The sequence below is a fragment of the Bacteroides sp. 11BF genome (assembly GCF_019633765.1).
Classification (GTDB): domain Bacteria; phylum Bacteroidota; class Bacteroidia; order Bacteroidales; family Bacteroidaceae; genus Bacteroides; species Bacteroides hominis.
Map to the genome: position 1 here is coordinate 313,749 of NZ_JAFKPJ010000003.1, position 23,022 is coordinate 336,770.

Consider the following 23,022-nt stretch of genomic DNA (forward strand, 5'->3'; position numbering starts at 1 on the left):
AACGTAAGCTGACTGACGTACAAATCTTATGATTCTTTTTTTCCGGCAGCAAGTACCAGCCTTATATCTGCATATGAAACCTCATCACCCAAAGCAGCTTTAATTGCCGTAAGTCCTTTGTCACTTCCATTAGCTTGCACATAACGGGTAATTTTCATAATCTTTTCTTTCGGAACGAGCTGCTCTATCTTAACTGCTCCCAAGCGTACATAATGCTCCAGATGTCCGGCTATAGTCCCTGAAACCAACTCACGTTCCTTGGCTATCTCTTCGATATTTTTCCCCTGCCTGAAAAGACGATAGGTTATCTCTTTGGTGTCAAGTTTTGGCTCCTTCACGGGTTTAGTTTCTTTTAGAGGCTTTGGCTCTTTCGATTCCTTAGTTTCTTTTTTGAGGGTCAATGTTATTGCAGGCATTGGTGGACGTTCTATTCCCTGTTCCTTTACATATCGGCTCACCATTTCAAGCAAAGCATCGCCGTATTTTTCGGCACCACGCTTCCCAAAATATGGAATACGCACTAACGAAGCCGTATCACAGGGCAATAAATTCACAATGCCCAGTATTGCTTTCTGTTGTATAACAGTGTAAACAGGAAGATTAGCTTTCGAAGCTTCTGAATTTCTCCATGCAATCAACTGTTTATACAGTTCCGGATGTAGGATATCGGTAGGAACTTCTATTTTTTCAGCAGTTCGGGGTTTACGTTCCGATCTTCCGGACGAGGATGTACTTTCTCCTCCGGAAACGGATAAGGTTAGGACAGCCTTATGTTTTAGAAAAGCTGATACGGTAAAACCTTCTTTTTCGGTATAATAGAGTGTTCCCAGCTTCACATGTAGTGTCGTCTTCAATGTATCTAACGCTTCGGAAAATTTCTTTTTCAGTTCTTTATTATCCGTTTCTACCTTTGTAGAAACCATCAGTGGGTTTAACAAATCCTCCAGGTGTTTACGGAAATAATGGGCACCGGCCACAATTCGTTCATTCAGTTTCGGATTTGCGTCATAGTCCTCCACCTCCATCAACAGAGTCGAATATTGCAACTTGAAAGTATCGGCAACCTTCATTATCTGAGCTTTATACAGATCGATCGTTTCTTTATACCGTTCCAGCAACTTTGGATAGAGTCGGTATAAGTGTTCATCGAGCAGACGCAGAACACGTGCGAAATGTTGCTCAAGAGGATGAAAATCGAATTGTTCACATAGCAACTCGTAGAAATAATGTTGACGCAACAGAGCCAGCTTATGCTTATCAGGGGTCAGTTCTCCGGCATTACGGGTGAATTCGTCAATCGTGTCGTCACTGATAATAGACTCTCTCCTTAAAGGAGAACTGAGTACCAGTCCCTGAAGAGATTTACAACGACTCAGCGCAACATAAACCTGCCCATGAGCAAAAGAAGCGTTTGCATCAATGATGGCACGTTCAAAAGTCAAACCCTGACTTTTATGGATCGTTATAGCCCATGCCAAACGAATAGGATACTGCCGGAAAGTACCTTCAACCTCTTCCGTTATCTCTTTCGTCTGCGGATTCAGACTGTATTTACTATTTGTCCATTCTTCCGTTTCAAGTAAAAAGTCCTGCGATTCTCCATTTCCTTTCACCCGGATGCCATCTTTACCAACAGCCGTAACCAAACCGATCATTCCATTATAATATCGATGTTCCCCGGAAGAGTCGTTTTTAATAAACATAATCTGAGCCCCTTCCTTGACAGTGAGCATTTCATCCGCCGGATAAGCCGATTCCGGGAAAGTACCTTCTACCCTCGCCTGAAAGCTGAAAGCCCTGCCGGAAAGAGAAAGCAGCTGTCTGTCATTATATTGCTGGGCCTGATAATTATGTGTCGTCAGCCGGATGTACCCTTCTTCTTCTCTCGGACGAAACTCCGGAAGATAACGTTTATTCAATTCTTCCAGCACAGATTCGTCGGCCTCTTTCTCTCTGATTTTATTTAATAATCCGACAAAAGCCGTATCGCTCTGCCGATAGACTTTCTTCAACTCTATAGTGATATATTCAGTCTCTTTCAGTGAATGACTGCCAAAGAAAAATGCCGTGTCATAATAAGAGGTCAACAAGTTCCAGTCTTCTTCCTTTACTACCGGAGCCAACTGCTGTAAATCGCCTATCATCAGAAGTTGAACACCTCCAAAAGGTTTCGAACGATCCCGATAACGACGCAACACTGCATCCACCGCATCAAGTTGATCGGCACGTACCATACTGATTTCATCAATCACCAACAGATCCATGCTGCGGATGATATTGATTTTTTCTTTCCCGAATTTATGGAAGCTTTGTTGGGCAGAATTGAATGTACTCTCCGGAATATATGGCGCAAAGTTTAATTGGAAAAAAGAGTGTATGGTGACACCTCCGGCATTAATGGCAGCAATCCCCGTAGGAGCGACCACTACCATGCGTTTGGGAGTTAATTCCTTTAACCGACGAAGGAAGGTTGTTTTTCCGGTTCCGGCCTTTCCTGTCAGAAACAGATGGGTACCGGTATTTTCAATGACTTGCCAAGCTAATTCTAATTCGTGATTTTCTTCCATGAAATAATACTTTGCTACAAAGTTATAGCAAAAGAAAGAAGAAACCAATATAATAATAAGTTATTTTGCCACAGAAGACACAAAGGCTACGGACGATGATTAGTTGTCAGTTTCTTCATTGATAACAACTCCGCAACCTTTGTGCCCCCTGTGGAAAGTTTAAGCCATACTACCGCCCACAATATCAAGCAACTCGTTTGTAATGGCTTGCTGGCGGGTCTTATTATACTGCTTTGTCAGTTCCTGAATCAATTCATTGGCATTATCCGTTGCTATTTGCATAGCTAAAGTACGTGCGGCATGTTCGGATGCATTAGAATCGAGAGCAGCCGTAAAGATCTTTTGACTCAAAACCTGCGGAATCAGATCTGCTATCAACTGGGCTGCGGAAGGTTCTATGATATAGTCATTTACCATTCCGGTTTTCCCGTCTTCATTATGAACGGCAGACAGATCAATCGGCAAGTATCTTTCACGCAACAGCTCCTGTATTCCCATCGATCTGAAATGATGATAAATCAACTCCACCCGGTCAATGTTCTTTTCCAGAAAAAGTTCCATCAACAATCTGGCCAACGCAGCAGCTTCATCGTACGAAGGCTTATCTGCCAGTCTCTGATAGCTCCCTTGAGGAAAAAATCCTAATTTTTTCACAGCTTCCTCTATTTTCTTGCCAACCGGATAAATCAGGATATTATCCTGCCCCAGCTCACGATATTCTCCAACCGTCTGCAAAAACATCTTTAGTACGTTCGCATTGAAAGCACCACATAAAGAGCTGTTGGAAGAGAAAGCTACAATAGCAATACGCTTGACAGGGCGTTCCGCACAGAATGGAGACTCTACCGGAAGGTCAGCACTTAGAAAGTTGGTCAATATCTTATTCAGTTTCCTCTGATAAGGCAGCATGTTTTCAATGGCTCCCTGTGCCTTGTGTAACTTGGCAGAAGCCACCATCTTCATTGCTGAAGTGATTTTTCGGGTACTCTGTACCGAATTTATTCTGGTTTTTACTTCTTTTAGTGAAGCCATAGTCTTTATGGTTTATAATTAAGTAAACTGTTTCGCAACCATCGTTGCTGTTTCCTCAATCGCTTTCGTTACTTCATCATTGATAACCCCTGTCTTCAATACGTCCAGTACATCCGACTGATGATCGAGAGCGAGTGTATTGAGAAATGCCGCCTCAAAGTCTTCTACCTTATCCAGTGGAACATTTCTCAGCAATCCGTTGATACCACAATAGAGAATCGCAATCTGCTTCTCTACCGGCATCGGAGAATATTGAGGTTGAACCAATAAACGGGCATTCTTTTGTCCTTTGTCAATGGTCAGTGCGGTAACCGGATCCATGTCTCCGCTAAATTTGGAGAATGCTTCCAGTTCACGATATTGCGCCTGGTCTATTTTTAACGTACCGGCCACTTTTTTCATAGCCTTAATCTGAGCATTACCTCCCACACGGGAAACTGAGATACCGACATTGATAGCCGGACGGTTACCCTGATTGAATAAATCTGTATCAAGGAAAATCTGACCGTCTGTGATGGAAATCACATTAGTCGGAATATAGGCAGAAACGTCTCCGGCCTGTGTTTCGATAATAGGCAATGCTGTCAGTGAACCTCCGCCTTTCACTTTTCCTTTCAGACTCTCGGGCAAGTCGTTCATTTCACGAGCCACCTCTTCCTGATTGATAATCTTGGCTGCACGTTCCAGCAAACGGGAATGCAAATAGAAGATATCACCCGGATAAGCTTCACGACCGGAAGGACGACGGAGAATCAAAGATACTTCACGATAAGATACCGCCTGTTTGGACAAGTCATCATAAACCACCAACGCATGACGACCGGTATCACGGAAATACTCACCGATAGCAGCCCCTGCAAACGGAGCGAAATATTGAAGTGCAGCAGGATCTCCGGCTGTGGCAGCTACTACAATAGTGTAATCCATCGCACCATATTGGCGTAAAGTATTCACAATAGAAGCCACTGTAGATCCTTTCTGTCCGATAGCTACATAAATGCAATATACCGGATCGCCCGCTTCGTAATTACTACGCTGGTTTATTATCGTATCAATAGCTATCGATGTTTTTCCCGTCTGCCGGTCACCGATAATCAACTCACGCTGTCCACGACCGATAGGAATCATTGCATCAACTGCTTTCAGACCTGTTTGCAACGGCTGATTTACCGGCTGACGATAGATTACCCCCGGAGCTTTACGCTCCAAAGGCATTTCATAGAGTTCACCGCCGATCAATCCTTTTCCGTCCAACGGTTCTCCCAACGGATCGATAACGCGTCCCAACATACTTTCTCCCACACGGATAGAAGCGATTCGTTTGGTACGTTTCACTGTGAAACCTTCCTTGATCTTATCCGTAGGTCCGAGCAAGACGGCACCTACATTATCTTCTTCCAGGTTCATAACAATGGCCTTGATACCATTATCAAACTCAAGCAGTTCGTTGGCCTCGGCATTGCGCAGACCGTAAATACGTACCACACCATCACTCACCTGCAGCACCGTACCGATTTCATCAAGCTGCACCTTGGTCTCGATTCCTTCAAGCTGTTGGCGCAGAATCTCAGATACTTCGCTTACTCTTATATTTTCAGACATAATTTTTCACTAATTATACAATTCTTCGATTCTTATCAATGAACTGTTGTTTCACTTTCTTCAACTGTGTAGCGATACTGGCATCAAGTCGGTAATCGTTAATATCGAAAACAAAGCCACCTTCTATAGAAGGGTCGATCACTGTTTCCAACTCCATATACGCATGCAAAATATGTGCAGCAGTTTGTCGGATACGCTCTTCAGTAGCCTTATCTACCGGGACAGCAGTGATCAGTTTACCTACACCAATATGCTTCTTCTTCCGGTAAAGATCCAGATACATCAGACTCATGAATTGCAGATAAGTCTCCCTTCTCTCCTTGAGTACCAGACGGACAAAACGAATAAACTCTTCACTCGGTTTATTGTCTCCATCGGCTGCCGTACAGATCAGACTGAACTTTTCGTCAACAGAAACAATGGGATTATCAAGTACGGCACAAAATCCCTTCACTGTACGGAAACTGTGTGCCAGCGTGACAAGTTCATGATATAGCCTGTCTTCCGCTCCTCTCTCTTCCGCATAAGCCATCAGAGCTTTCGCATACCGCATTGAAATTATTCCGACTTCCATTTTCTCTTAGTTCTTCGTTAATACTTCATCAAGCATACGGTCTATCATTCCCATCTGCTCTTGTTTATCAGCCAGATTCTTACGAATAACTTTCTCAGCTATATCCACAGATAGAAGAGCTACCTGACGACGAATATCGCGTATGGCTTCTTCCTTTTCAATCTGAATCTGTCGTTTCACTTCGTCCAGTTCTTTCTGGGCAGCTATTTCAGCTTGTTTGCGGGCCTCGTAAATAATTTTCTCACGTTCCTGCATAGCCTCTTTCATGATACGTCCCTGTTCCTTATTAGCGGCAGCCACAATAGCTTCGCCCTCCTCTTTCAGTCGTGACAACTGGGCGTTTGCTTCTCTGGCTACCTCCAATGATTCGTCGATATAGGTTTTACGGCCTTCCACCATCTTAATGATGACGGGGAAGCCGTATTTAGCCAATACCGCAAATACAATTCCAAAAGAAAGGAGCATCCAGAATATCAGGCCACTATCGGGTAGTAACAATGACATAATCTTCTTTGTTTATTATAAGAAAAGTACTAACAGACAAACAACCAATGCCAACAATGCCACACCTTCTACCAAAGCAGCAGCAATAATCATATTCATACGAATATCTCCCGATGCCTCCGGTTGACGTGCAATACCTTCCATGGCCGAGCCACCAATCTTACCAATACCGATACCTGCTCCGATAACAGCTAAACCAGCTCCGAGGGCAGCTCCCAATTTACTCAATCCTACTCCTGCAGCAGCAGCTTGCAATAATACTGATAGTAACATAATTTTCAGTTTTAAAATGGTTTATATTATTCTTTTACTTCTTCTTTTTTACCGCCTTCCTGAGCCAGTCCGATAAATACAGCCGATAACATTGTAAACACATAGGCCTGAATAAAGGCAACCAACACTTCGAGCAAATTCATAAAGATGTTGAACAGCACCGAAGCCACCGTAAGCGAACCGTTAATGGCAGGCCCCATACTTGCCGATATAAATATCAAACAGGTAAGAACCAACATAGCCATGTGTCCGGACAACATATTGGCAAACAAACGGATCATCAATGCGAACGGTTTCGTAAATACACCGAAAAATTCGATAAACGGCATCATGGGTATAGGCACTTTCAGCCACCAGGGAACATCGGGCCAGAAAACATCTTTCCAGTAGTGTTTCGTCCCGAATATATTAACGATGACAAATGTAAATAAAGCCAACACCAGCGTTATAGCGATATTTCCGGTCACATTCGCTCCTCCCGGGAAAATCGGTATCAGTCCCATGATGTTATTGATGAAAATAAAGAAAAAGGCTGTCAACAAATAAGGAGCGAACTTTTTATAGTTAGGCCCTACACAACTCTTAATCACATCATCATGGATCATCATAATAAACATCTCCATAAAACCGACAAATCCGCCAGGGGCATAAGCTCCCTGTTCACGCTTACGATACCAATGCGCCACACTAAGGATAATTATTAATAAGATAGCACTATTGATAAATAGAGATAAAGTAACCTTAGTAATAGAAATATCCCATGGTCGAACCTCTTCTCCCGCCACATTACGTTCTACAATTTTGCCTTCGTACCTGCTTCCGGCAGGAGCGATATAGAATCCTTCGTATTTACCGTCATTCTCTTCAAGGCGCGATGACAAAAAAGCATGCCAACCTGAAGTTTCGCTATATACGATAATCGGCAATGGAATACAGATAGAGGTTTTTCCTATATTTGTGATGTGCCATTCGTAGGAGTCGCCGATATGACCGAATACAATGCCTTTTACATCTACCTGATTTGCCTCCTGATTAATTGTGTCTTTCCCCACAATAATCTCTTGCTGTAAAGCAGTGGCGGTATCGCCCTCCACAGGCTCTTGTGCAGAGACCATAACAGGCAACATACCTCCTATCAGGATCAACATTCCGGTAACTATGTTACGCAACTGTTTCATATTTTTTTAATTTCTTTTTTAGTTTCTGATTCCATTCGAAAACGAAGAAAAACCAGCTTTCATATATAAGGTAGCCCAGATAGAATGCCAGAAATGTCAGCAGAAATTCCACAGCAGAATCGGGCACAGCCACACAGTAGATTATCAACAGAAAGACTGATATAATCATCTTCAGAACCTTTGCTACCAAAAAAAGCATCACCATCTTGTCCGGTGCATGACGCCTGCAGGCATCAAACATATAAATGTAAAATACACCGAATATATAAAAGTATACCGGTATCAACGGATAACCTCCGAAATAGTGTCCGGGCTCAAGATAATGCAAAACCAAAGCTCCCAACCCACCTCCGACAAGAGTCAAAATGGTAAGATAACTCAGGAAATTGCGTTTTGTAATGCTCATATTCATAGTAAAAACAGGTTCTTGTGTGGATCAAAGTCAGGATACACAAACGGAGGCTTCTCCGTTACTTAGCTCCACAAAACCGCTGTGAATATCCAACGTATGCTCTTCGCCATCCGTTGTCGTGTAACTGACTGTTCCTTCTTGCAGAGAAGAGACAATCGGCGCATGCTGCGCCAAAATGGAAAATACTCCACTGGTTCCCGGAAGAGTAACACTCTTCACTTCACCATCAAATACCTCCTTTTCCGGCGATACAATATTCAAATGCAGTTCTTTCATGATTCCTTATTTTATTTATTGGCTTGCTCAAGCAACTTCTTACCCTTTTCAATAGCCTCTTCTATCGTACCTACATTTAAGAATGCCGGTTCGGGCAGATAATCCACTTCACCGTCCAAAATCATCTTAAACCCTTTGATGGTGTCTTCAATAGAGACCATTGCTCCCGGCACACCGGTAAACTGTTCGGCTACAGTAAACGGCTGAGACAGGAAACGTTGTACCCTGCGCGCACGGTTCACAACCAAACGATCGGCATCGGACAGCTCCTCCATACCCAAGATGGAAATGATATCCTGCAATTCCTTGTTTCGTTGCAGAATCTGCTTCACACGCTGAGCCACATCATAATGCTCTTGCCCCACAATATGTGGGTCAAGGATACGAGAAGTAGATTCCAACGGGTCTACAGCCGGATAAATTCCGAGTTCAGTGATTTTTCGGCTCAATACAGTTGTTGCATCCAAGTGAGTAAAGGTGGTTGCCGGTGCAGGGTCGGTCAAGTCGTCAGCCGGCACATATACAGCCTGCACCGAAGTGATGGAGCCCGTCTTGGTTGAAGTGATACGCTCTTGCATAGCACCCATTTCCGTAGCTAATGTAGGTTGATAACCTACAGCAGAAGGCATACGTCCCAACAAAGCTGAGACCTCGGATCCTGCCTGAGTAAAACGGAAAATATTATCAATGAAAAACAAGATATCCCTGGCACCCGACTTGGCCCCCATATCCCGGAAAGATTCGGCAACAGTCAGTCCCGACAGCGCAACCGAAGCACGTGCACCGGGAGGTTCATTCATTTGTCCGAACACCAATGTAGCCTGCGATTTCTCTACTTCGTTATAATCTACTTTCGAAAGGTCCCAGTGTCCTTTTTCCATACTTTCTTTAAAAGCCTCTCCATAACGGATTACACCCGATTCAATCATTTCACGAAGCAAGTCATTACCTTCACGGGTACGTTCTCCTACCCCGGCAAATACGGAAAAACCATTATGCTTCTTTGCAATGTTATTGATGAGTTCCATAATAAGTACCGTCTTACCTACTCCGGCACCACCAAATAGACCAATTTTACCTCCTTTTGAATAAGGTTCAAGCAGGTCGATCACCTTTATTCCGGTGAACAACACTTCCTGTACGGTGGTTAAATCTTCAAATTTTGGGGGATCACGGTGAATGGAATAGGCACCCTCACGATTGAGTTCTTTCATTCCGTCAATAGAATCGCCGACTACGTTCATCAAACGTCCTTTGATTTGTTCACCTACCGGCATCGTGATAGGACCTCCTGTAGGAAATACCTTCATCCCGCGTTGTAAGCCGTCGGTACTGTCCATGGCCACGGTACGAACAGTATTTTCACCAATGTGTTGTTGTACTTCTACAATCAGCTTTTTGCCGTTGTGCCTTTTTATCTCCAATGCGTCGTGGATACTTGGCAATATCAAGTCCGATTCTGTACCTTCAAAATACACATCGACCACAGGGCCAATTACCTGAGAGATATGTCCTATAATCTGTGACATAAGCAATCTTTTTATATATTATTCTTCTAATACTCTAAAGCGTTATAGCATGGTAAGTCGCGTTTTTACCAGTTTCACTATTAACATAACGTTCGATATTCGGTTTTGTTCACACAGATAGTTAAACAAACAACTTCGCAAATGTAGAAACTTTTTTTTCCCGTTGTACCATTTTTCTATATTTTCTCTTTAGATAACATTCATTAAACTTACAGCGACGCGAAAATGAACATTATTAGTGCCCTTTTTACTGTTATACAAAGCATGTTCAGGCAAATAGGCACTGTTCTCAATCTAACAAGGCGACCTATCGAGTTTTCAAGTACCTATAGTGTTTTCAGTCAATTAGTCAAATGTTAGATAGTACAACATGCAACGAGTTTTATATTGATAAAAGAGAGTTGTGTTTGAGAGTCATTTTTCGGTCTCTGCAGACTTAACCGGGCAGAGTATTAACAATTGCAAAAGAGGAGAAAAAGACAGAGGCATAGACTAATAAAAAGACAGGTCTCTGCCACCTCTTAAGCGACAAGGACCTGTTATTGGATTTTTAGAAAGAAATCTCCGTATTTAATATACTTCTACTTTATCAGCTATTCGTTTTGCCTTATCACGCAAAGCATCCAGATCAGAACCGTTCGGAGCATAACAGAGTACTACCCCCATACGGCGATTCACACGTGTATATGGCTTACCAAATATACGCAGATAGGTATCCTCTTCTATGGTAACTTCCTCCATGCCTCTATACTGCGGACGTTCCTGGCTGGCAATCGGTGAAAGAATAACAGCACTCGCTCCTATTCTCTCCTGCTTTATACCCGGAATGGGTAATCCTAATACGGCACGTAAGTGAAGTTCAAATTCATTCAGGTTTTGTGTTCCCGCCAATGTTACCATTCCTGTATCGTGCGGACGCGGAGACAGTTCTGAGAAGTAAACCCCATTTTCATGACTCAGGAAGAATTCAACTCCCCATAATCCGGCACCGGTCAATGCGCGGGTTACTTTTTCAGCCATCTCTTCCGCTTCCTTCAGATGTGCCGGGTCAATGTGTGCGGGCTGAAAACTTTCACGATAGTCTCCTCCCTTCTGTACATGTCCGATAGGCGGACAAAATAGTGTCGGACCATTCTTCTGAGTTACCGTGAGCAAAGTTATTTCACTATCGAATTTGATAAACTCTTCAATAATTAGTTCACGAATATCTCCGCGGCTGCCGCTACAACCATACTCCCAGGCATGTTCCAACTCAGCAGCACTTTTTACCAGCGACTGCCCTTTGCCCGATGATGACATTAAAGGCTTCACAACACAGGGAAAACCTATCTTCGCAGCAGCTTCCTTCAATTCCTCCAACGATTTAGCATAATAGTATTTCGCAGTTTTCAGCCCCAATTCCTTAGCGGCCAAATCACGGATGGCTTTGCGGTTCATGGTATAATTCACTGCACGGGCACTCGGCACTACCTGAATGCCTTCCTTCTCGAAATCGTATAAACGTTCCGTGCGGATGGCTTCAATTTCGGGGACGATAATATCCGGCCGGTGTTTCTTTACAGTACGCTCCAGTTCTTCACCGTTCAGCATATCGAAAACTTCGTATTCATCGGCTACTTGCATAGCAGGTGCTCCGGCATACGAATCACAAGCAATGGTGTACTGACCTTTACGTTGAGCAGAAATTACAAATTCCTTTCCCAGTTCGCCCGATCCGAGTAAAAGTATTTTCTTCATGATTGAATATTTTAAGATATAATGACGCAAAAATACTACTTTTCTTCCAATAAATCCCGAACGAGCTACCAAATGATTGCAATAAAGGGGAGAAAAAGGGAACAGTATAAAAAATGATTAACCAGTAAAAGGTCTGCAAAACATATTCAAAAGAAAATTCTCCTCCTAAAAGATGAATGGAGTATTTCCACTTCACAAAACACCTCTGATTTTCAACTACTTAAAACACACATAGAAAGGGATTATACGAAGTTAATATCGTATTTGCAGGAAGTTAACTTCTCGACTTTACGATATTAACTTCGTATAATTACGTTATTAACATCGTATACAACAGGATGTTAACTTCATAAACGGCATAAAATAATTTCTAATATAGAGACAAATACAAAAATGGGTGGCCGAAATAAAGTGTTAATTATTGGTCTAATTACACAAAAAAGAATATTTAAAAGGATGAAAAGAACCGAATATAGCATATTATCCGGAATTAATGCCTTACTTTGCAAAACCAAACAATAAGAGGTTTTTATTGGTCTAACTCTCACATGTATTTCCTCAATGTTCGCATTGAGAACTTTCATTTCTGATTTACACTTCCTAAAGCTTTATTGTTATTTTATTAATTTTTTATTTTTGTATATTTATGAATATGTACGTTGGAAATCTTAGCTATAATGTTAAGGAGTCAGATTTGAGACAAGTTATGGAAGAGTATGGAACAGTAGAATCAGTAAAACTGATAACAGATCGCGAAACAAGAAGATCTAAAGGTTTTGCTTTTGTTGAAATGCCGGAATCTTCAGAAGCCAGCAATGCCATTAAAGAATTGAACGGAGCAGAATATGCCGGTCGTCCGATGGTAGTAAAAGAAGCCTTACCAAGAAACTGATCTGATAAGCAATAGAATAAGAGAAAAGGGATGTCAATTGACATCCCTTTTTATTTCCCCCTCGACTATTGGTGTTGTTCACGTAACAGATCATTTACCGTCTTCACCGGATTAAATGTAGAAAGTGGTACTTCCACAAATACCGTACTCCAATCACTCATGGCACCATTCCACAAGCCGGGAAGCTCAAGAGCTTTCAAGTCTTTACCACTCTTCGACTTATAAGATATGAAGCCTGTGGCTTTATCCACGTATCTTACCAGATCAAACTTATGTCCTTTGTAATCACGTACCGCACAAACCAAATCTACCGGATTGAAGTGGGTACCTTTCTCAAACATTTCTTTAGCTTCCGGATTATTCATATCGATCTGTGAACTTTCAAGGATTTGCAATGAAATCGTTCCGTCACTGTTATAAGCAAGGAACGGACCGCCACCCGGTTCACCCACATTCTTCACCATACCACAAACACGCATCGGGCGGTTCAATTTATTCTTCAGGTAGATGACCAGTTCAGCATCTTCCAGATCCTTCGTTTCTGGATTCTTGCAGAAAAGTTTCTTCTGCACAAATTGCAGAATATCCATTACCTGTTCGTGTGTGTAACGACCGCTATCCAAAAGTTCCAGATATTCAAAAGCCTGCTTCTGGAGGGATACAAGTACACCGGCAATCAATTTCTTATAAAGCACCGTATCACCTTTTAATCTGTCCGGAACGACATTGTCTATATTCTTAATAAAAATCACATCCGCATCCAAATCGTTCAGGTTCTCAATCAGTGCTCCATGACCACCGGGGCGGAACAAAAGCTTGCCATTATCGCGGAAAGGCTGGTTTTCCATATCAGCGGCAATCGTATCGGTACTTGGTTTCTGCTCGGAAAAACTAATATTATAATCTACTCCATAACATTTGGCAAAGGCATCGGCTTTCTCGGCTACCAATGATTTAAAGAGTTCACGATGTTCGGTTGAAACAGTAAAGTGGACATTCACCTTTCCGCTTTTACCGGCAGCGTACATAGCACCCTCCGCCAAATGTTCTTCAAGCGGAGTACGTGAGCCTTCTTCGTACTTATGGAACTTGAGCAAACCTTTCGGAAGTGCACCATAGTTTAATCCCGCTACGTTCAGCAATCCTGAAACAACTGCCTTGTAGTCGCCATCTGCAATCAAACCGGGAATGTCTTTACCTTCTATCCTCATACAAGCAGTATTCAGATCATCATAGAAAGCAAATTTCTCAATTGAGGCAAAGAACGTTTGTTCGAACTTTGTAGTCGGCTCAGCATAGTCAGCATCCAGAAATTCAAAAAGATTTTTGAACATACGGCTGGCAGCACCCGAAGCGGGTACAAACTTTACAATCGTTTTGTCAGAATTGGTATAAGCATCCCAGGCTGCGAGATAAGCTTTCTGTTCTTCGGCATCGGGAGCCAGAATACCTTTTTCTACAGATGCGGCAGCATCTAATTTCAAATAAGGAAAGCCTTTTTGGAAACAAGTCAACTGTTCAGCGATTTGTACTTCCGAAATGCCTTTTTGGGCAAGCAATTCTTTGTCTTCAGGTGTTATCATACTATCTAATTTTATTAATTCATGCCCAAAAATACAAAAAAAGGAAGAGGACACCCTACAAAACCCGGAAAAAAACTATCTTTACCGACGATAAATTTGAGCTGCTTATGGAAAGAGATGAATTCTTTACGAAAGAAGAGAGAGAATTATTGTTCTCACTATACAAAAAACTACTGCGCCTCACCGGAGAAACCTTACAAAAAGGAGACTGCAGAAAGCTGAAAAAGCACCTTATCGACTCCACACAGAACAATGTGATGCAAAGGGACAGTTTTGGTCTGAATCCTGTCATCAAAGATATGCAGACTGCTGTAATCGTGGCCGAAGAAATCGGTATGAAACGGGCATCTATTCTGGGTATCATGTTACACACACCGGTGCGTTGTCACTCGTATACAATAGAATATATTCAACAGGAGTATGGCGAAGATGTAGCCGGAATTATCCGGGGACTCATTAAGATTAATGACCTTTACGATAAGAGTCCGACTATCGAATCGGAAAATTTCCGTAACCTGTTGTTGTCTTTTGCCGAAGACATGCGTGTGATCCTGATCATGATTGCCGACCGTGTAAACGTGATGCGGCAAATAAAGGATGCCGAGAATGACGAGGCCCGCAGACGAGTGGCTAATGAAGCCGCCTATCTGTACGCTCCGTTGGCTCACAAACTGGGATTGTATAAACTGAAATCGGAGCTGGAAGATTTGTCATTGAAGTACACCGAACATGACATTTATTACCACATCAAAGAGAAACTGAACGAGACGAAAAAGTCACGTGACCGTTATATTGCCAACTTCATCGCTCCGATACAACGGAAACTGGAGGAAGCGGGACTGCATTTTCACATGAAAGGACGCACCAAATCCATTCATTCCATCTATCAGAAAATGAAGAAACAGAAATGCCAGTTCGAAAACGTGTATGACTTGTTTGCCATACGTATCATTCTGGAATCCCAGTTCGAAAAAGAAAAGCAGGAATGCTGGCAGGCTTACTCCATTGTGACGGATATGTATCAACCTAATCCGAAACGTCTGCGTGACTGGCTGTCGGTTCCCAAAAGCAATGGTTACGAATCATTGCACATCACTGTAATGGGGCCGGAAGGAAAATGGGTCGAAGTGCAAATCCGTACGGAACGTATGGACGAGATAGCCGAGCGCGGACTGGCCGCACATTGGAGATACAAAGGTGTGAAAGGTGAAAGCGGGCTGGACGAATGGCTGACTTCAATACGCGAAGCATTGGAGAATACAGAAAACGACCTGGAAATGATGGATCAGTTTAAACTGGATCTGTATGAAGACGAGGTATTTGTGTTTACGCCGAAAGGAGACCTCTTCAAACTGGCAAAAGGAGCTACGGTACTCGATTTCGCTTTCCACATTCACAGCAAATTGGGGTGTAAGTGCATCGGTGCAAAGGTAAACGGTAAAAATGTACAGCTGAGACAAAAGTTGAATAGCGGAGACCAGGTAGAGATTATGACATCGAACACACAGACTCCGAAACAGGACTGGCTGAACATTGTCACTACCTCAAAAGCCCGTACGAAGATCCGCCAGGCCCTGAAGGAAATGGTGGCACGCCAGCACGATTTCGCCAAAGAAACATTGGAACGGAAATTCAAAAACCGGAAGATGGAATATGACGAAGCAGTAATGATGCGTCTGATCAAACGCTTGGGATTCAAGAATGTGACAGAGTTTTATCAGAATATTGCCGACGAAGTGCTTGACGTGAACGACATTCTGGATAAATACATCGAACAACAGAAACGGGACGGTGAACGTGATGAAGTGATCTACCGCAGTGCCGAAGAATACAACCTGCAAAACCAGATAGACGAAACCACTGTCACTAAAGAGGATGTACTCGTCATTGACCAAAACCTGAAAGGACTGGACTTCAAGTTGGCCAAATGTTGCAACCCCATATATGGAGACGACGTATTCGGATTTGTCACTGTATCCGGAGGTATCAAGATTCACCGCAACGACTGCCCCAATGCGGGACAGATGCGCGAACGTTTCGGATACCGTATTGTCAAAGCACGCTGGGCCGGAAAATCGGAAGGTACTCAATATCCGATCACACTCCGTGTAGTGGGTCATGATGACATCGGTATTGTGACCAATATCACCTCTATCATATCAAAAGAGAATGGCATCTCACTGCGTTCCATTGGAATTGATTCGAACGACGGACTCTTCTCGGGCACACTGACCATTATGGTGAGTGACACCGGACGACTGGAGGCACTGATTAAAAAGCTACGCACAGTGAAAGGTGTAAAACAGGTTAGCAGAAACTGAGAATGGAAAAATTCAGTATAAAAAAAAGGATACAAAGCTTCGGATATGCCTGGAAAGGCATTCGGAGTTTTGTAAGCAAAGAGCATAATGCCTGGATACACTGTGTGGCAATCATCACAGTAACAATCGCCGGATTTTACTTCGGTATCACCCGGAACGAATGGATAGCCATCATACTTTGTTTCGGAATGGTATTGGCAGCGGAGGGATTCAATACAGCTATAGAAAGATTAGTCAACCTCGTATCCCCGGAACACAATCCGATTGCAGGTGATGTGAAAGATATTGCGGCAGGTGCAGTGCTGATATGTGCCATAGTTGCCGCCATCATAGGAGTCATTATCTTCATGCCTTATGTGCTTGCGGTTTTATTGTGCAACATGGGATAGACAATAAAAACGAACTCCGTAGTTTTGCGACAATTCATCACCAAACTACGGAGTCTGTTTTTCAGATATACATATATCGTTTATCTCACCTTCTTCCTTTTAAAATAAGGATATGTAATCAGGACAAAGAAAGCCAGAGCCACGATTGCCGCCAACAATCCTACCCGACAAACCACATGTTCATTAGCTGTGAGATGTAAGTGACAGGCAGATGCAATACCTAAGCCGACTCCAAGTTCCCATGCAAGTAAATGAGTCGTATTGGCCGTGCCACGCTGGCAATGTTGAGACAGCTTGACAAACATCATCAAGAATTCCGGAGTAACCAATCCAAGTCCTAATCCCATCAATATTGCTGCCGGGACATTCCAACCGGTTTCAGGAGAAAACAACAAAGCCATCGCTCCGATCATTGTTATCAACCCGGTGACTATCTGCAGCCATATCTTGTTATCATAACGGAAAAACAGTCTCACCACCATTACTGACAAGAGAAAACCGACTCCGGCCAAAGCAAAGAAAGGTATCAGTTCACCTCCTACCGGCACATCACTTGGCGCACCGGCAAGCACAGGAAGCAACAATCCGGGCACAAAAGCGATCAACATCAGGTTAAATGCCGGAATAAATCCACGGGGAAGCAGAAAACGGTCCATCGAACAAACCTTCATCCCTATTGGTGCACGGAAAGGCACATATACCCTCGACACAAACAGCATTCCCAAGGCTCCCGATGCGACAGAAACATATAACAGAGTTTCAAAGCCATGTGTCCGGAATAAAAACACTCCCAACGCTGTCCCTATAATCATCCCCAGACGTGCTGCCCAAGAAAAGACTACATTGCCGGCACTGCGAAAAGTGGAATTGGTGACATCAATGGCCAATGTAATGCCTGCCGTAGCAGCCATTCCAAAGGAGATTCCCTGTACCAAGCAAAGCAACAACAGATGTGTGGCACTTTGCACAAGTGTGTAACCGGCAGTCGCCGCTACCATTATCCCAAACGAAAGCATACATATATATTTTCGCTTGTAAACATCGACCAGATACGCATGAAACGGGCCGATAAAAAACATGGCAAGCGTAAAAAGTATATATATTCCCCCCGTCTGACTGACTGGCACGCCCAAACGTGAAGCCATCACTACCGGAAGCACAGGGTACAACAGGTACAGGGATATGAACAACAATAAATTAGCAAGGCATATCCGCATAAAATGCAATGTCCATAATTTAGTTGCCATACGACAATTAATATTGTTCTTTCTCGTTCGGGAAGTCGCAGTTCTTTACGTCCGAAACATAGTGGCTGATTGCATCAGTCATCACCGTATAGAGGTCGGCATAACGACGAAGGAAACGGGGACGGAAACCATTGTTCATACCCAACATGTCCTGAATAACCAATACCTGTCCGTCTACATCGCCACCGGCACCAATGCCGATAACCGGAATAGTCAGTTCGCTTGCAACGCGGGCGGCCAATGCTGCGGGAATTTTCTCAAGCACAAGCCCGAAACATCCGGCTTCTTCAAGCAGATGTGCATCACGAATCAGCTTCTCTGCTTCTGCATCATCTTTGGCACGAACGGTATATGTACCGTATTTATTGATAGATTGCGGCATCAGTCCGAGATGTCCCATCACCGGAATACCGGCACTCAGGATACGCTTCACAGTGTCGAGAATCTCTTCGCCGCCTTCCAGTTTCAAAGCATCAGCGTGGCTCTCTTTCATAATACGGATAGCCGAAGCAAGCCCTTCCATCTCATTTCCCTGATAAGAACCAAAAGGCATGTCGACTACTACCATTGCACGCTTCACACCGCGCACAACCGATTTACCATGATAAATCATTTGATCGAGAGTAATAGGAAGTGTAGTTACATTGCCTGCCATCACATTTGATGCAGAATCGCCTACAAGGATAACATCGATACCGGCACCGTCTACAATCTGCGCCATAGTATAGTCATACGAAGTAAGCATAGATATTTTTTCGCCTCTTTGCTTCATTTCGATCAGGCGATGAGTCGTCACTTTTCTTGTGTCATCTGATATATAACCAGCCATATCCAATCTTTTTAAATTAAAAATCGGGCGCAAAGGTATAACTTTTAATTCATACCATACAAGTAAAAGCGAATAAATTAGCGCGTCCGCATTAAAAGGTCAGCAACCATTTTTGCAGTTCATCAGTCCATAACTTCTTATATATGAAGCTATCACGAAATCCGAAGCTATGTCCGCCTTCCGGATAAATATGCAGTCCGGCAGAAACCCCATGTTTCAATAATGCTGTATAATAGACAATACTGTTGAGAGGAGATACCGCCTGATCATCCTCAGCCAAAACAATGAATGTACGAGGAGTATCGGCTGTGACATGAAGTTCAAGAGATAATGTCTCTTTCAGACTTTCCGGAATAGTTTCTCCCAACATACGTCCGCGTGAAGGCAAATGGGTCAGTCGGTCGTTCATGCTGATAACAGGATAAAGCAATACCTGAAAGTCGGGCCGGTCGGTCCCGGTATAAAGAGTTGCGGCAGTAGCAGCAATATAGCCTCCGATAGAAGCTCCCATAACACCCAGTTGATGGATTCCCCACTCTGCCGACTGGCGGCGGATCAGGCGAATCGCTTCACGAATATCTTCACGAATCACTTCAACATCACCATGAGGCATGCGATAATTCAGTACGGCATATGTGATACCCAGATTATTAAACCATACGGCAAAATCGCGACCTTCATGATCTGAAGCTACTTGATTGAATCCGCCACCGGGACACATAATAATGGCTTTACCTCCTGGCTTACGAGCCGGATAAACCCAAAGAGTAGCCGAAGAAGTATCTTTTCCTAATGAATATTCAATAAAACTCTGTTCCATAACTTTATTCCTTATTATTTAATTTCCTGAATCATCTTTTTCACTATGCCCGGCCCTTCGTAAATAAACGAAGAATAGATTTGTATCAGATTGGCCCCCGCATCCAACATTCGACGGGCATCGGGGGGAGTAATAATTCCGCCTGCCCCTACTATCAAAAGGCTTTTTCCGGCATGGGCACGCAAATAGCCGACGGCTTTTAATGACTTCTCCCCTATCCCGCGTCCACTGACTCCACCGGCTCCGATCTTCTGCAATTGTGCAGGCGAATAACCTTTTAAACAAGTACGCTCCATGGTAGGTCCGGTAGCTATCACTCCATCTACCCGGTACAGACGAGTACAGTCGATCACATCATCCATTCCTTCTTCTGTTATATCGGCAGGAAGTTTGAGAAGTACCGGAACATGTATATTCTGTTCCAGACGAAAAGCAGCCAGCGTTTTGAGTACCCGTTTCATCAGAGCAATATCCACCGATCCCCAATTAAGCGTGAAATAGCCGGCATAAGGATATAACTCTTTGTATAAATGCAAAAAGTCTGCCACAGCTTGTTCGCCTTCCGAAGAGGGATTCTTATTGATATTTACACCTAAAACATATGAACCGTGTTTCTGTTCAAGACGGCGTTTAATAACATCCAATCCGGGATTATTGAAACCTGTACGGGAAATTAAAGATTCACACTGAGGTAAGCGAAAAATACGGGGACGGGGATTTCCATCCTGGGCATCGGGAGTGACAGTACCGACTTCAATAAATCCGAAACCATAATCGGCCAATTCATCAAAAACCTCGGCACCTTTATCGAAACCAGCCGACAGGCCGATACGGTTTCGGAAAGTAAGATGGTTCCATATCAACTGTTTGTCGGAACAAGTATAGAGATGACGTATCCAGCATTTGCACCATGGCAAATGCCGGTAACATTTGAGGAAGGAAACCAACAAGGTGTGTACCTTTTCGGGTTCCATCAGAAATAAAACAGGGCGAATCGTATGCTTATACATGATTTTCTCTCTTTTTAAATACCATGCAAAGCTAAGGGATTCTTCCCTGAGATACTATTCAATCTTTCTTATCAGATATAACGTGAAGTTATAGTCAGCAGCTTTTCGTAAGTCATTCCTTTGAAATCGTCTATCACATAGTCTGCCTTATCAGCAATAGCTTCGCGTGGATTTGTAGTTGCCAATCCGACAACAGTGGCACCGGATGCTCTGCCGGCCTGTAAACCATGAAATGAATCTTCGAACACATAGGAATCTTTTGAATCGGAACCGAAAATCGTCATTCCCAATAAGAAACATTCCGGATCGGGCTTAGAACGTTTAAAACGCTCAGCAGTCAATATTTCATCAAAAAGGGATTTAAACTCGGGATGTGCACGATAAACATTCTCCATTTTAGCTGTATTGGAACTGGTGACCAAGGCTATTTTTACACCATGCTGACGCAGATCTGCTATAAACTCAACTATTCCGGGAACATAGTCATAACTCATTTCTATTTCAAAACGATTCAATGCCTCGGTTATGTCCCTTTGTTTCTCCGGTTCTCCCGCAAAGTATTTATCATAAATCTGTACCAGCGTCTGACCTTTAACCTTGGAACCGAAGTTTTCATAGTTTACGTACTTTTGTCCCATTTCATTCCAGAAAACAGTATATTGTCCTTCTGTATCGACAATTACACCATCACAATCGAATAATGCGGTAATCTTCTTTGTTGTATCCATAAACATTCTTTTACCTGTTTGTTAAACTCTGTGGGCAAAGTTCAGAATAATCATCGAATCAGGCAAATTATTTGTACCTTTGCTGCACTTAAAAATATGTAACGCTTCACTATATGGCACAACAAACCGATCCTCGTATACTGGGCACAGAACCTATTGGCAAACTTCTGTTACAATACTCCATCCCGGCCATCATCGGAATGACTATTACGTCACTTTATAATATCATCGACAGTATTTTCATCGGGCACGGTGTCGGTCCCATGGCTATCTCCGGACTGGCTATCACTTTTCCGCTAATGAATCTGGTCGTGGCCTTCTGCGTGCTGATCTCTGCAGGTGGCGCCACCATCTCCTCCATACGCCTGGGGCAAAAAGACATCAAGGGAGCAACCGATGTTTTGGGAAATACATTAATGCTTTGCCTGACGAATGCAGTGCTGTTCGGCGGACTGGCTTATCTGTTTCTGGACCCGATATTGTTTTTCTTCGGTGCCAGTACCGGTACACTTCCCTATGCCCGCGATTTTATGCAGGTAATTCTTCTGGGAACTCCCATCACCTATACCATGATCGGACTTAACAACGTGATGCGTGCCACCGGATATCCGAGAAAGGCAATGCTGACATCATTGGTGACGGTTATTGCCAATGTTATCATCGCCCCTGTCTTCATTTTCCATTTCGGTTGGGGAATTCGGGGAGCTGCCATGGCCACAGTCCTGTCACAGTTTATCGGAATGATATGGGTAGTAAGCCACTTCCGTAACAAAGAGAGTTTCGTTCACTTTATGCCGGGCTTCTGGAAGATGAAGAAACGCATCATCGGCAGCATTTTCTCTATAGGAATGTCTCCCTTCGCCATGAATGTCACGGCATGTATCATCGTCATCCTCATTAATAATAGTTTGCAAAAATACGGTGGTGATATGGCCATCGGTGCCTACGGTATCATTAACCGACTACTGATGCTGTATGTGATGGTAGTTATGGGATTAACAATGGGAATGCAACCCATCGTCGGATACAATTATGGTGCACAGAAGATTGACCGCGTGAAACATACGCTCCGTCTGGGTATCATCGTCGGTGTATTGATTACGAGTAGCGGCTTCGTTATCTGTGAACTTTTTCCGCATACAGTTTCGGCTATCTTTACCGACAGCGATGAACTGATTGACATGGCATCGTCCGGACTACGCATTTGCACGCTGATGTTCCCGTTCGTAGGTGCACAAATCGTTATATCAAACTTCTTCCAGAGTATAGGGATGGCTAAGATCAGTATCTTCCTGTCACTCTCACGCCAGTTAGTATACCTGCTTCCGGGATTACTTTTGCTTCCCCCTTTATATGGTGTAAAGGGAGTATGGATCAGCATGCCTGTCTCTGACGGATTGGCTTTCATAACAGCGGTAGTGATTTTGATGGTATATATTAAAAAGGTAAAAGAGAAAGCATCCGGACAGAGCCTCTAACCCTATGAAACAGAGGCTTGGTATAGATACAACAGAGGCTC

The 23,022-nt window shown here is 43.3% G+C and carries 21 protein-coding genes; 4 read left to right on the forward strand and 17 right to left on the reverse strand.

What is annotated here, in order from left to right; translation table 11 throughout:
* Nucleotides 1–26: 26 nt before the first annotated feature.
* The 11 genes from JZY04_RS04690 to purT all read right to left on the reverse strand — a co-directional run bounded on the left by JZY04_RS04690 (nucleotide 27) and on the right by purT (nucleotide 11,684).
* Nucleotides 27–2,567 carry a helix-turn-helix domain-containing protein gene (locus tag JZY04_RS04690; protein ID WP_122143325.1) on the reverse strand — a complete coding sequence of 847 codons (2,541 nt, stop codon included), beginning with the start codon at nucleotides 2,565–2,567 and terminating at the stop codon, nucleotides 27–29.
* Nucleotides 2,568–2,726: 159 nt separating this feature from the next.
* On the reverse strand, nucleotides 2,727–3,599 hold the full coding sequence (locus JZY04_RS04695; RefSeq protein ID WP_005805730.1) for a F0F1 ATP synthase subunit gamma: 873 nt from the start codon (nucleotides 3,597–3,599) through the stop codon (nucleotides 2,727–2,729).
* 18 nt (nucleotides 3,600–3,617) lie between these two features.
* A complete protein-coding gene (gene atpA, locus JZY04_RS04700; protein WP_122143326.1) occupies nucleotides 3,618–5,201 on the reverse strand; it encodes a F0F1 ATP synthase subunit alpha in 1,584 nt (527 codons plus the stop codon).
* A 13-nt stretch (nucleotides 5,202–5,214) separates the two neighbouring features.
* Nucleotides 5,215–5,775, reverse strand: a complete 561-nt coding sequence (locus JZY04_RS04705) for a F0F1 ATP synthase subunit delta (RefSeq protein WP_005777534.1) — start codon at nucleotides 5,773–5,775, stop codon at nucleotides 5,215–5,217.
* 6 nt (nucleotides 5,776–5,781) lie between these two features.
* Nucleotides 5,782–6,279 carry a F0F1 ATP synthase subunit B gene (atpF, locus tag JZY04_RS04710; protein ID WP_005777532.1) on the reverse strand — a complete coding sequence of 166 codons (498 nt, stop codon included), beginning with the start codon at nucleotides 6,277–6,279 and terminating at the stop codon, nucleotides 5,782–5,784.
* 15 nt (nucleotides 6,280–6,294) lie between these two features.
* The gene (gene atpE / locus JZY04_RS04715; RefSeq protein ID WP_005777530.1) at nucleotides 6,295–6,552 is read right to left on the reverse strand and encodes an ATP synthase F0 subunit C; all 258 of its coding nucleotides are present in this window, start codon (nucleotides 6,550–6,552) and stop codon (nucleotides 6,295–6,297) included.
* Between the two features lie 26 nt (nucleotides 6,553–6,578).
* Nucleotides 6,579–7,730, reverse strand: coding sequence for a F0F1 ATP synthase subunit A (gene atpB / locus JZY04_RS04720; protein WP_220575414.1), 1,152 nt, complete (start codon nucleotides 7,728–7,730; stop codon nucleotides 6,579–6,581).
* Nucleotides 7,714–8,142: a hypothetical protein gene (locus JZY04_RS04725; protein WP_122143327.1), complete on the reverse strand. Its 429-nt coding sequence runs from the start codon at nucleotides 8,140–8,142 to the stop codon at nucleotides 7,714–7,716. The genes atpB and JZY04_RS04725 overlap by 17 nt, the downstream gene beginning before the upstream one ends.
* A gap of 30 nt (nucleotides 8,143–8,172) precedes the next feature.
* Entirely contained in the window at nucleotides 8,173–8,418 is a 246-nt protein-coding gene (atpC, locus tag JZY04_RS04730; protein ID WP_005805723.1) for an ATP synthase F1 subunit epsilon, read from the reverse strand.
* A gap of 11 nt (nucleotides 8,419–8,429) precedes the next feature.
* The gene (atpD, locus tag JZY04_RS04735; protein ID WP_005777517.1) at nucleotides 8,430–9,947 is read right to left on the reverse strand and encodes a F0F1 ATP synthase subunit beta; all 1,518 of its coding nucleotides are present in this window, start codon (nucleotides 9,945–9,947) and stop codon (nucleotides 8,430–8,432) included.
* A 570-nt stretch (nucleotides 9,948–10,517) separates the two neighbouring features.
* On the reverse strand, nucleotides 10,518–11,684 hold the full coding sequence (gene purT, locus JZY04_RS04740) for a formate-dependent phosphoribosylglycinamide formyltransferase (protein ID WP_122143336.1): 1,167 nt from the start codon (nucleotides 11,682–11,684) through the stop codon (nucleotides 10,518–10,520).
* A gap of 646 nt (nucleotides 11,685–12,330) precedes the next feature.
* On the opposite strand from purT, the gene JZY04_RS04745 reads away from it, so the two are divergent.
* Nucleotides 12,331–12,576, forward strand: a complete 246-nt coding sequence (locus JZY04_RS04745) for an RNA-binding protein (protein WP_005777507.1) — start codon at nucleotides 12,331–12,333, stop codon at nucleotides 12,574–12,576.
* Nucleotides 12,577–12,641: 65 nt separating this feature from the next.
* Here the strand turns inward: JZY04_RS04745 and JZY04_RS04750 are convergent, their stop codons facing one another.
* Nucleotides 12,642–14,159: a DUF4301 family protein gene (locus JZY04_RS04750; RefSeq protein WP_220577417.1), complete on the reverse strand. Its 1,518-nt coding sequence runs from the start codon at nucleotides 14,157–14,159 to the stop codon at nucleotides 12,642–12,644.
* A gap of 107 nt (nucleotides 14,160–14,266) precedes the next feature.
* Between JZY04_RS04750 and JZY04_RS04755 the strand changes: the two genes are divergently transcribed.
* Entirely contained in the window at nucleotides 14,267–16,480 is a 2,214-nt protein-coding gene (locus tag JZY04_RS04755; protein WP_122143329.1) for a bifunctional (p)ppGpp synthetase/guanosine-3',5'-bis(diphosphate) 3'-pyrophosphohydrolase, read from the forward strand.
* A gap of 2 nt (nucleotides 16,481–16,482) precedes the next feature.
* Nucleotides 16,483–16,869: a diacylglycerol kinase family protein gene (locus JZY04_RS04760; protein WP_022011731.1), complete on the forward strand. Its 387-nt coding sequence runs from the start codon at nucleotides 16,483–16,485 to the stop codon at nucleotides 16,867–16,869.
* 80 nt (nucleotides 16,870–16,949) lie between these two features.
* On the opposite strand, the gene JZY04_RS04765 is transcribed toward JZY04_RS04760, so the two are convergent.
* The 5 genes from JZY04_RS04765 to JZY04_RS04785 all read right to left on the reverse strand — a co-directional run bounded on the left by JZY04_RS04765 (nucleotide 16,950) and on the right by JZY04_RS04785 (nucleotide 21,503).
* Entirely contained in the window at nucleotides 16,950–18,116 is a 1,167-nt protein-coding gene (locus tag JZY04_RS04765; RefSeq protein ID WP_005777500.1) for an MFS transporter, read from the reverse strand.
* Between the two features lie 7 nt (nucleotides 18,117–18,123).
* Nucleotides 18,124–18,945: a 3-methyl-2-oxobutanoate hydroxymethyltransferase gene (panB, locus tag JZY04_RS04770; RefSeq protein ID WP_005777498.1), complete on the reverse strand. Its 822-nt coding sequence runs from the start codon at nucleotides 18,943–18,945 to the stop codon at nucleotides 18,124–18,126.
* 91 nt (nucleotides 18,946–19,036) lie between these two features.
* Complete coding sequence (locus tag JZY04_RS04775) at nucleotides 19,037–19,765, reverse strand: alpha/beta hydrolase (RefSeq protein ID WP_032542313.1); 729 nt, start codon at nucleotides 19,763–19,765, stop codon at nucleotides 19,037–19,039.
* Between the two features lie 14 nt (nucleotides 19,766–19,779).
* The gene (locus JZY04_RS04780; protein WP_122143330.1) at nucleotides 19,780–20,775 is read right to left on the reverse strand and encodes a quinone-dependent dihydroorotate dehydrogenase; all 996 of its coding nucleotides are present in this window, start codon (nucleotides 20,773–20,775) and stop codon (nucleotides 19,780–19,782) included.
* Between the two features lie 71 nt (nucleotides 20,776–20,846).
* Complete coding sequence (locus tag JZY04_RS04785; RefSeq protein WP_370635090.1) at nucleotides 20,847–21,503, reverse strand: HAD family hydrolase; 657 nt, start codon at nucleotides 21,501–21,503, stop codon at nucleotides 20,847–20,849.
* A 113-nt stretch (nucleotides 21,504–21,616) separates the two neighbouring features.
* Here JZY04_RS04785 and JZY04_RS04790 point away from each other — a divergent pair, with 113 nt between their 5' ends.
* The gene (locus JZY04_RS04790; RefSeq protein WP_044300593.1) at nucleotides 21,617–22,981 is read left to right on the forward strand and encodes an MATE family efflux transporter; all 1,365 of its coding nucleotides are present in this window, start codon (nucleotides 21,617–21,619) and stop codon (nucleotides 22,979–22,981) included.
* Nucleotides 22,982–23,022 lie beyond the last annotated feature (41 nt).

Bases quoted from the DNA above. Each gene is read 5' to 3' on its own strand.
- JZY04_RS04690 (WP_122143325.1), bottom strand. From the start codon at position 2,567: ATGGAAGAAAATCACGAATTAGAATTAGCTTGGCAAGTCATTGAAAAT.
- JZY04_RS04695 (WP_005805730.1), bottom strand. From the start codon at position 3,599: ATGGCTTCACTAAAAGAAGTAAAAACCAGAATAAATTCGGTACAGAGT.
- atpA (WP_122143326.1), bottom strand. From the start codon at position 5,201: ATGTCTGAAAATATAAGAGTAAGCGAAGTATCTGAGATTCTGCGCCAA.
- JZY04_RS04705 (WP_005777534.1), bottom strand. From the start codon at position 5,775: ATGGAAGTCGGAATAATTTCAATGCGGTATGCGAAAGCTCTGATGGCT.
- atpF (WP_005777532.1), bottom strand. From the start codon at position 6,279: ATGTCATTGTTACTACCCGATAGTGGCCTGATATTCTGGATGCTCCTT.
- atpE (WP_005777530.1), bottom strand. From the start codon at position 6,552: ATGTTACTATCAGTATTATTGCAAGCTGCTGCTGCAGGAGTAGGATTG.
- atpB (WP_220575414.1), bottom strand. From the start codon at position 7,730: ATGAAACAGTTGCGTAACATAGTTACCGGAATGTTGATCCTGATAGGA.
- JZY04_RS04725 (WP_122143327.1), bottom strand. From the start codon at position 8,142: ATGAATATGAGCATTACAAAACGCAATTTCCTGAGTTATCTTACCATT.
- atpC (WP_005805723.1), bottom strand. From the start codon at position 8,418: ATGAAAGAACTGCATTTGAATATTGTATCGCCGGAAAAGGAGGTATTT.
- atpD (WP_005777517.1), bottom strand. From the start codon at position 9,947: ATGTCACAGATTATAGGACATATCTCTCAGGTAATTGGCCCTGTGGTC.
- purT (WP_122143336.1), bottom strand. From the start codon at position 11,684: ATGAAGAAAATACTTTTACTCGGATCGGGCGAACTGGGAAAGGAATTT.
- JZY04_RS04745 (WP_005777507.1), top strand. From the start codon at position 12,331: ATGAATATGTACGTTGGAAATCTTAGCTATAATGTTAAGGAGTCAGAT.
- JZY04_RS04750 (WP_220577417.1), bottom strand. From the start codon at position 14,159: ATGATAACACCTGAAGACAAAGAATTGCTTGCCCAAAAAGGCATTTCG.
- JZY04_RS04755 (WP_122143329.1), top strand. From the start codon at position 14,267: ATGGAAAGAGATGAATTCTTTACGAAAGAAGAGAGAGAATTATTGTTC.
- JZY04_RS04760 (WP_022011731.1), top strand. From the start codon at position 16,483: ATGGAAAAATTCAGTATAAAAAAAAGGATACAAAGCTTCGGATATGCC.
- JZY04_RS04765 (WP_005777500.1), bottom strand. From the start codon at position 18,116: ATGGCAACTAAATTATGGACATTGCATTTTATGCGGATATGCCTTGCT.
- panB (WP_005777498.1), bottom strand. From the start codon at position 18,945: ATGGCTGGTTATATATCAGATGACACAAGAAAAGTGACGACTCATCGC.
- JZY04_RS04775 (WP_032542313.1), bottom strand. From the start codon at position 19,765: ATGGAACAGAGTTTTATTGAATATTCATTAGGAAAAGATACTTCTTCG.
- JZY04_RS04780 (WP_122143330.1), bottom strand. From the start codon at position 20,775: ATGTATAAGCATACGATTCGCCCTGTTTTATTTCTGATGGAACCCGAA.
- JZY04_RS04785 (WP_370635090.1), bottom strand. From the start codon at position 21,503: ATGGATACAACAAAGAAGATTACCGCATTATTCGATTGTGATGGTGTA.
- JZY04_RS04790 (WP_044300593.1), top strand. From the start codon at position 21,617: ATGGCACAACAAACCGATCCTCGTATACTGGGCACAGAACCTATTGGC.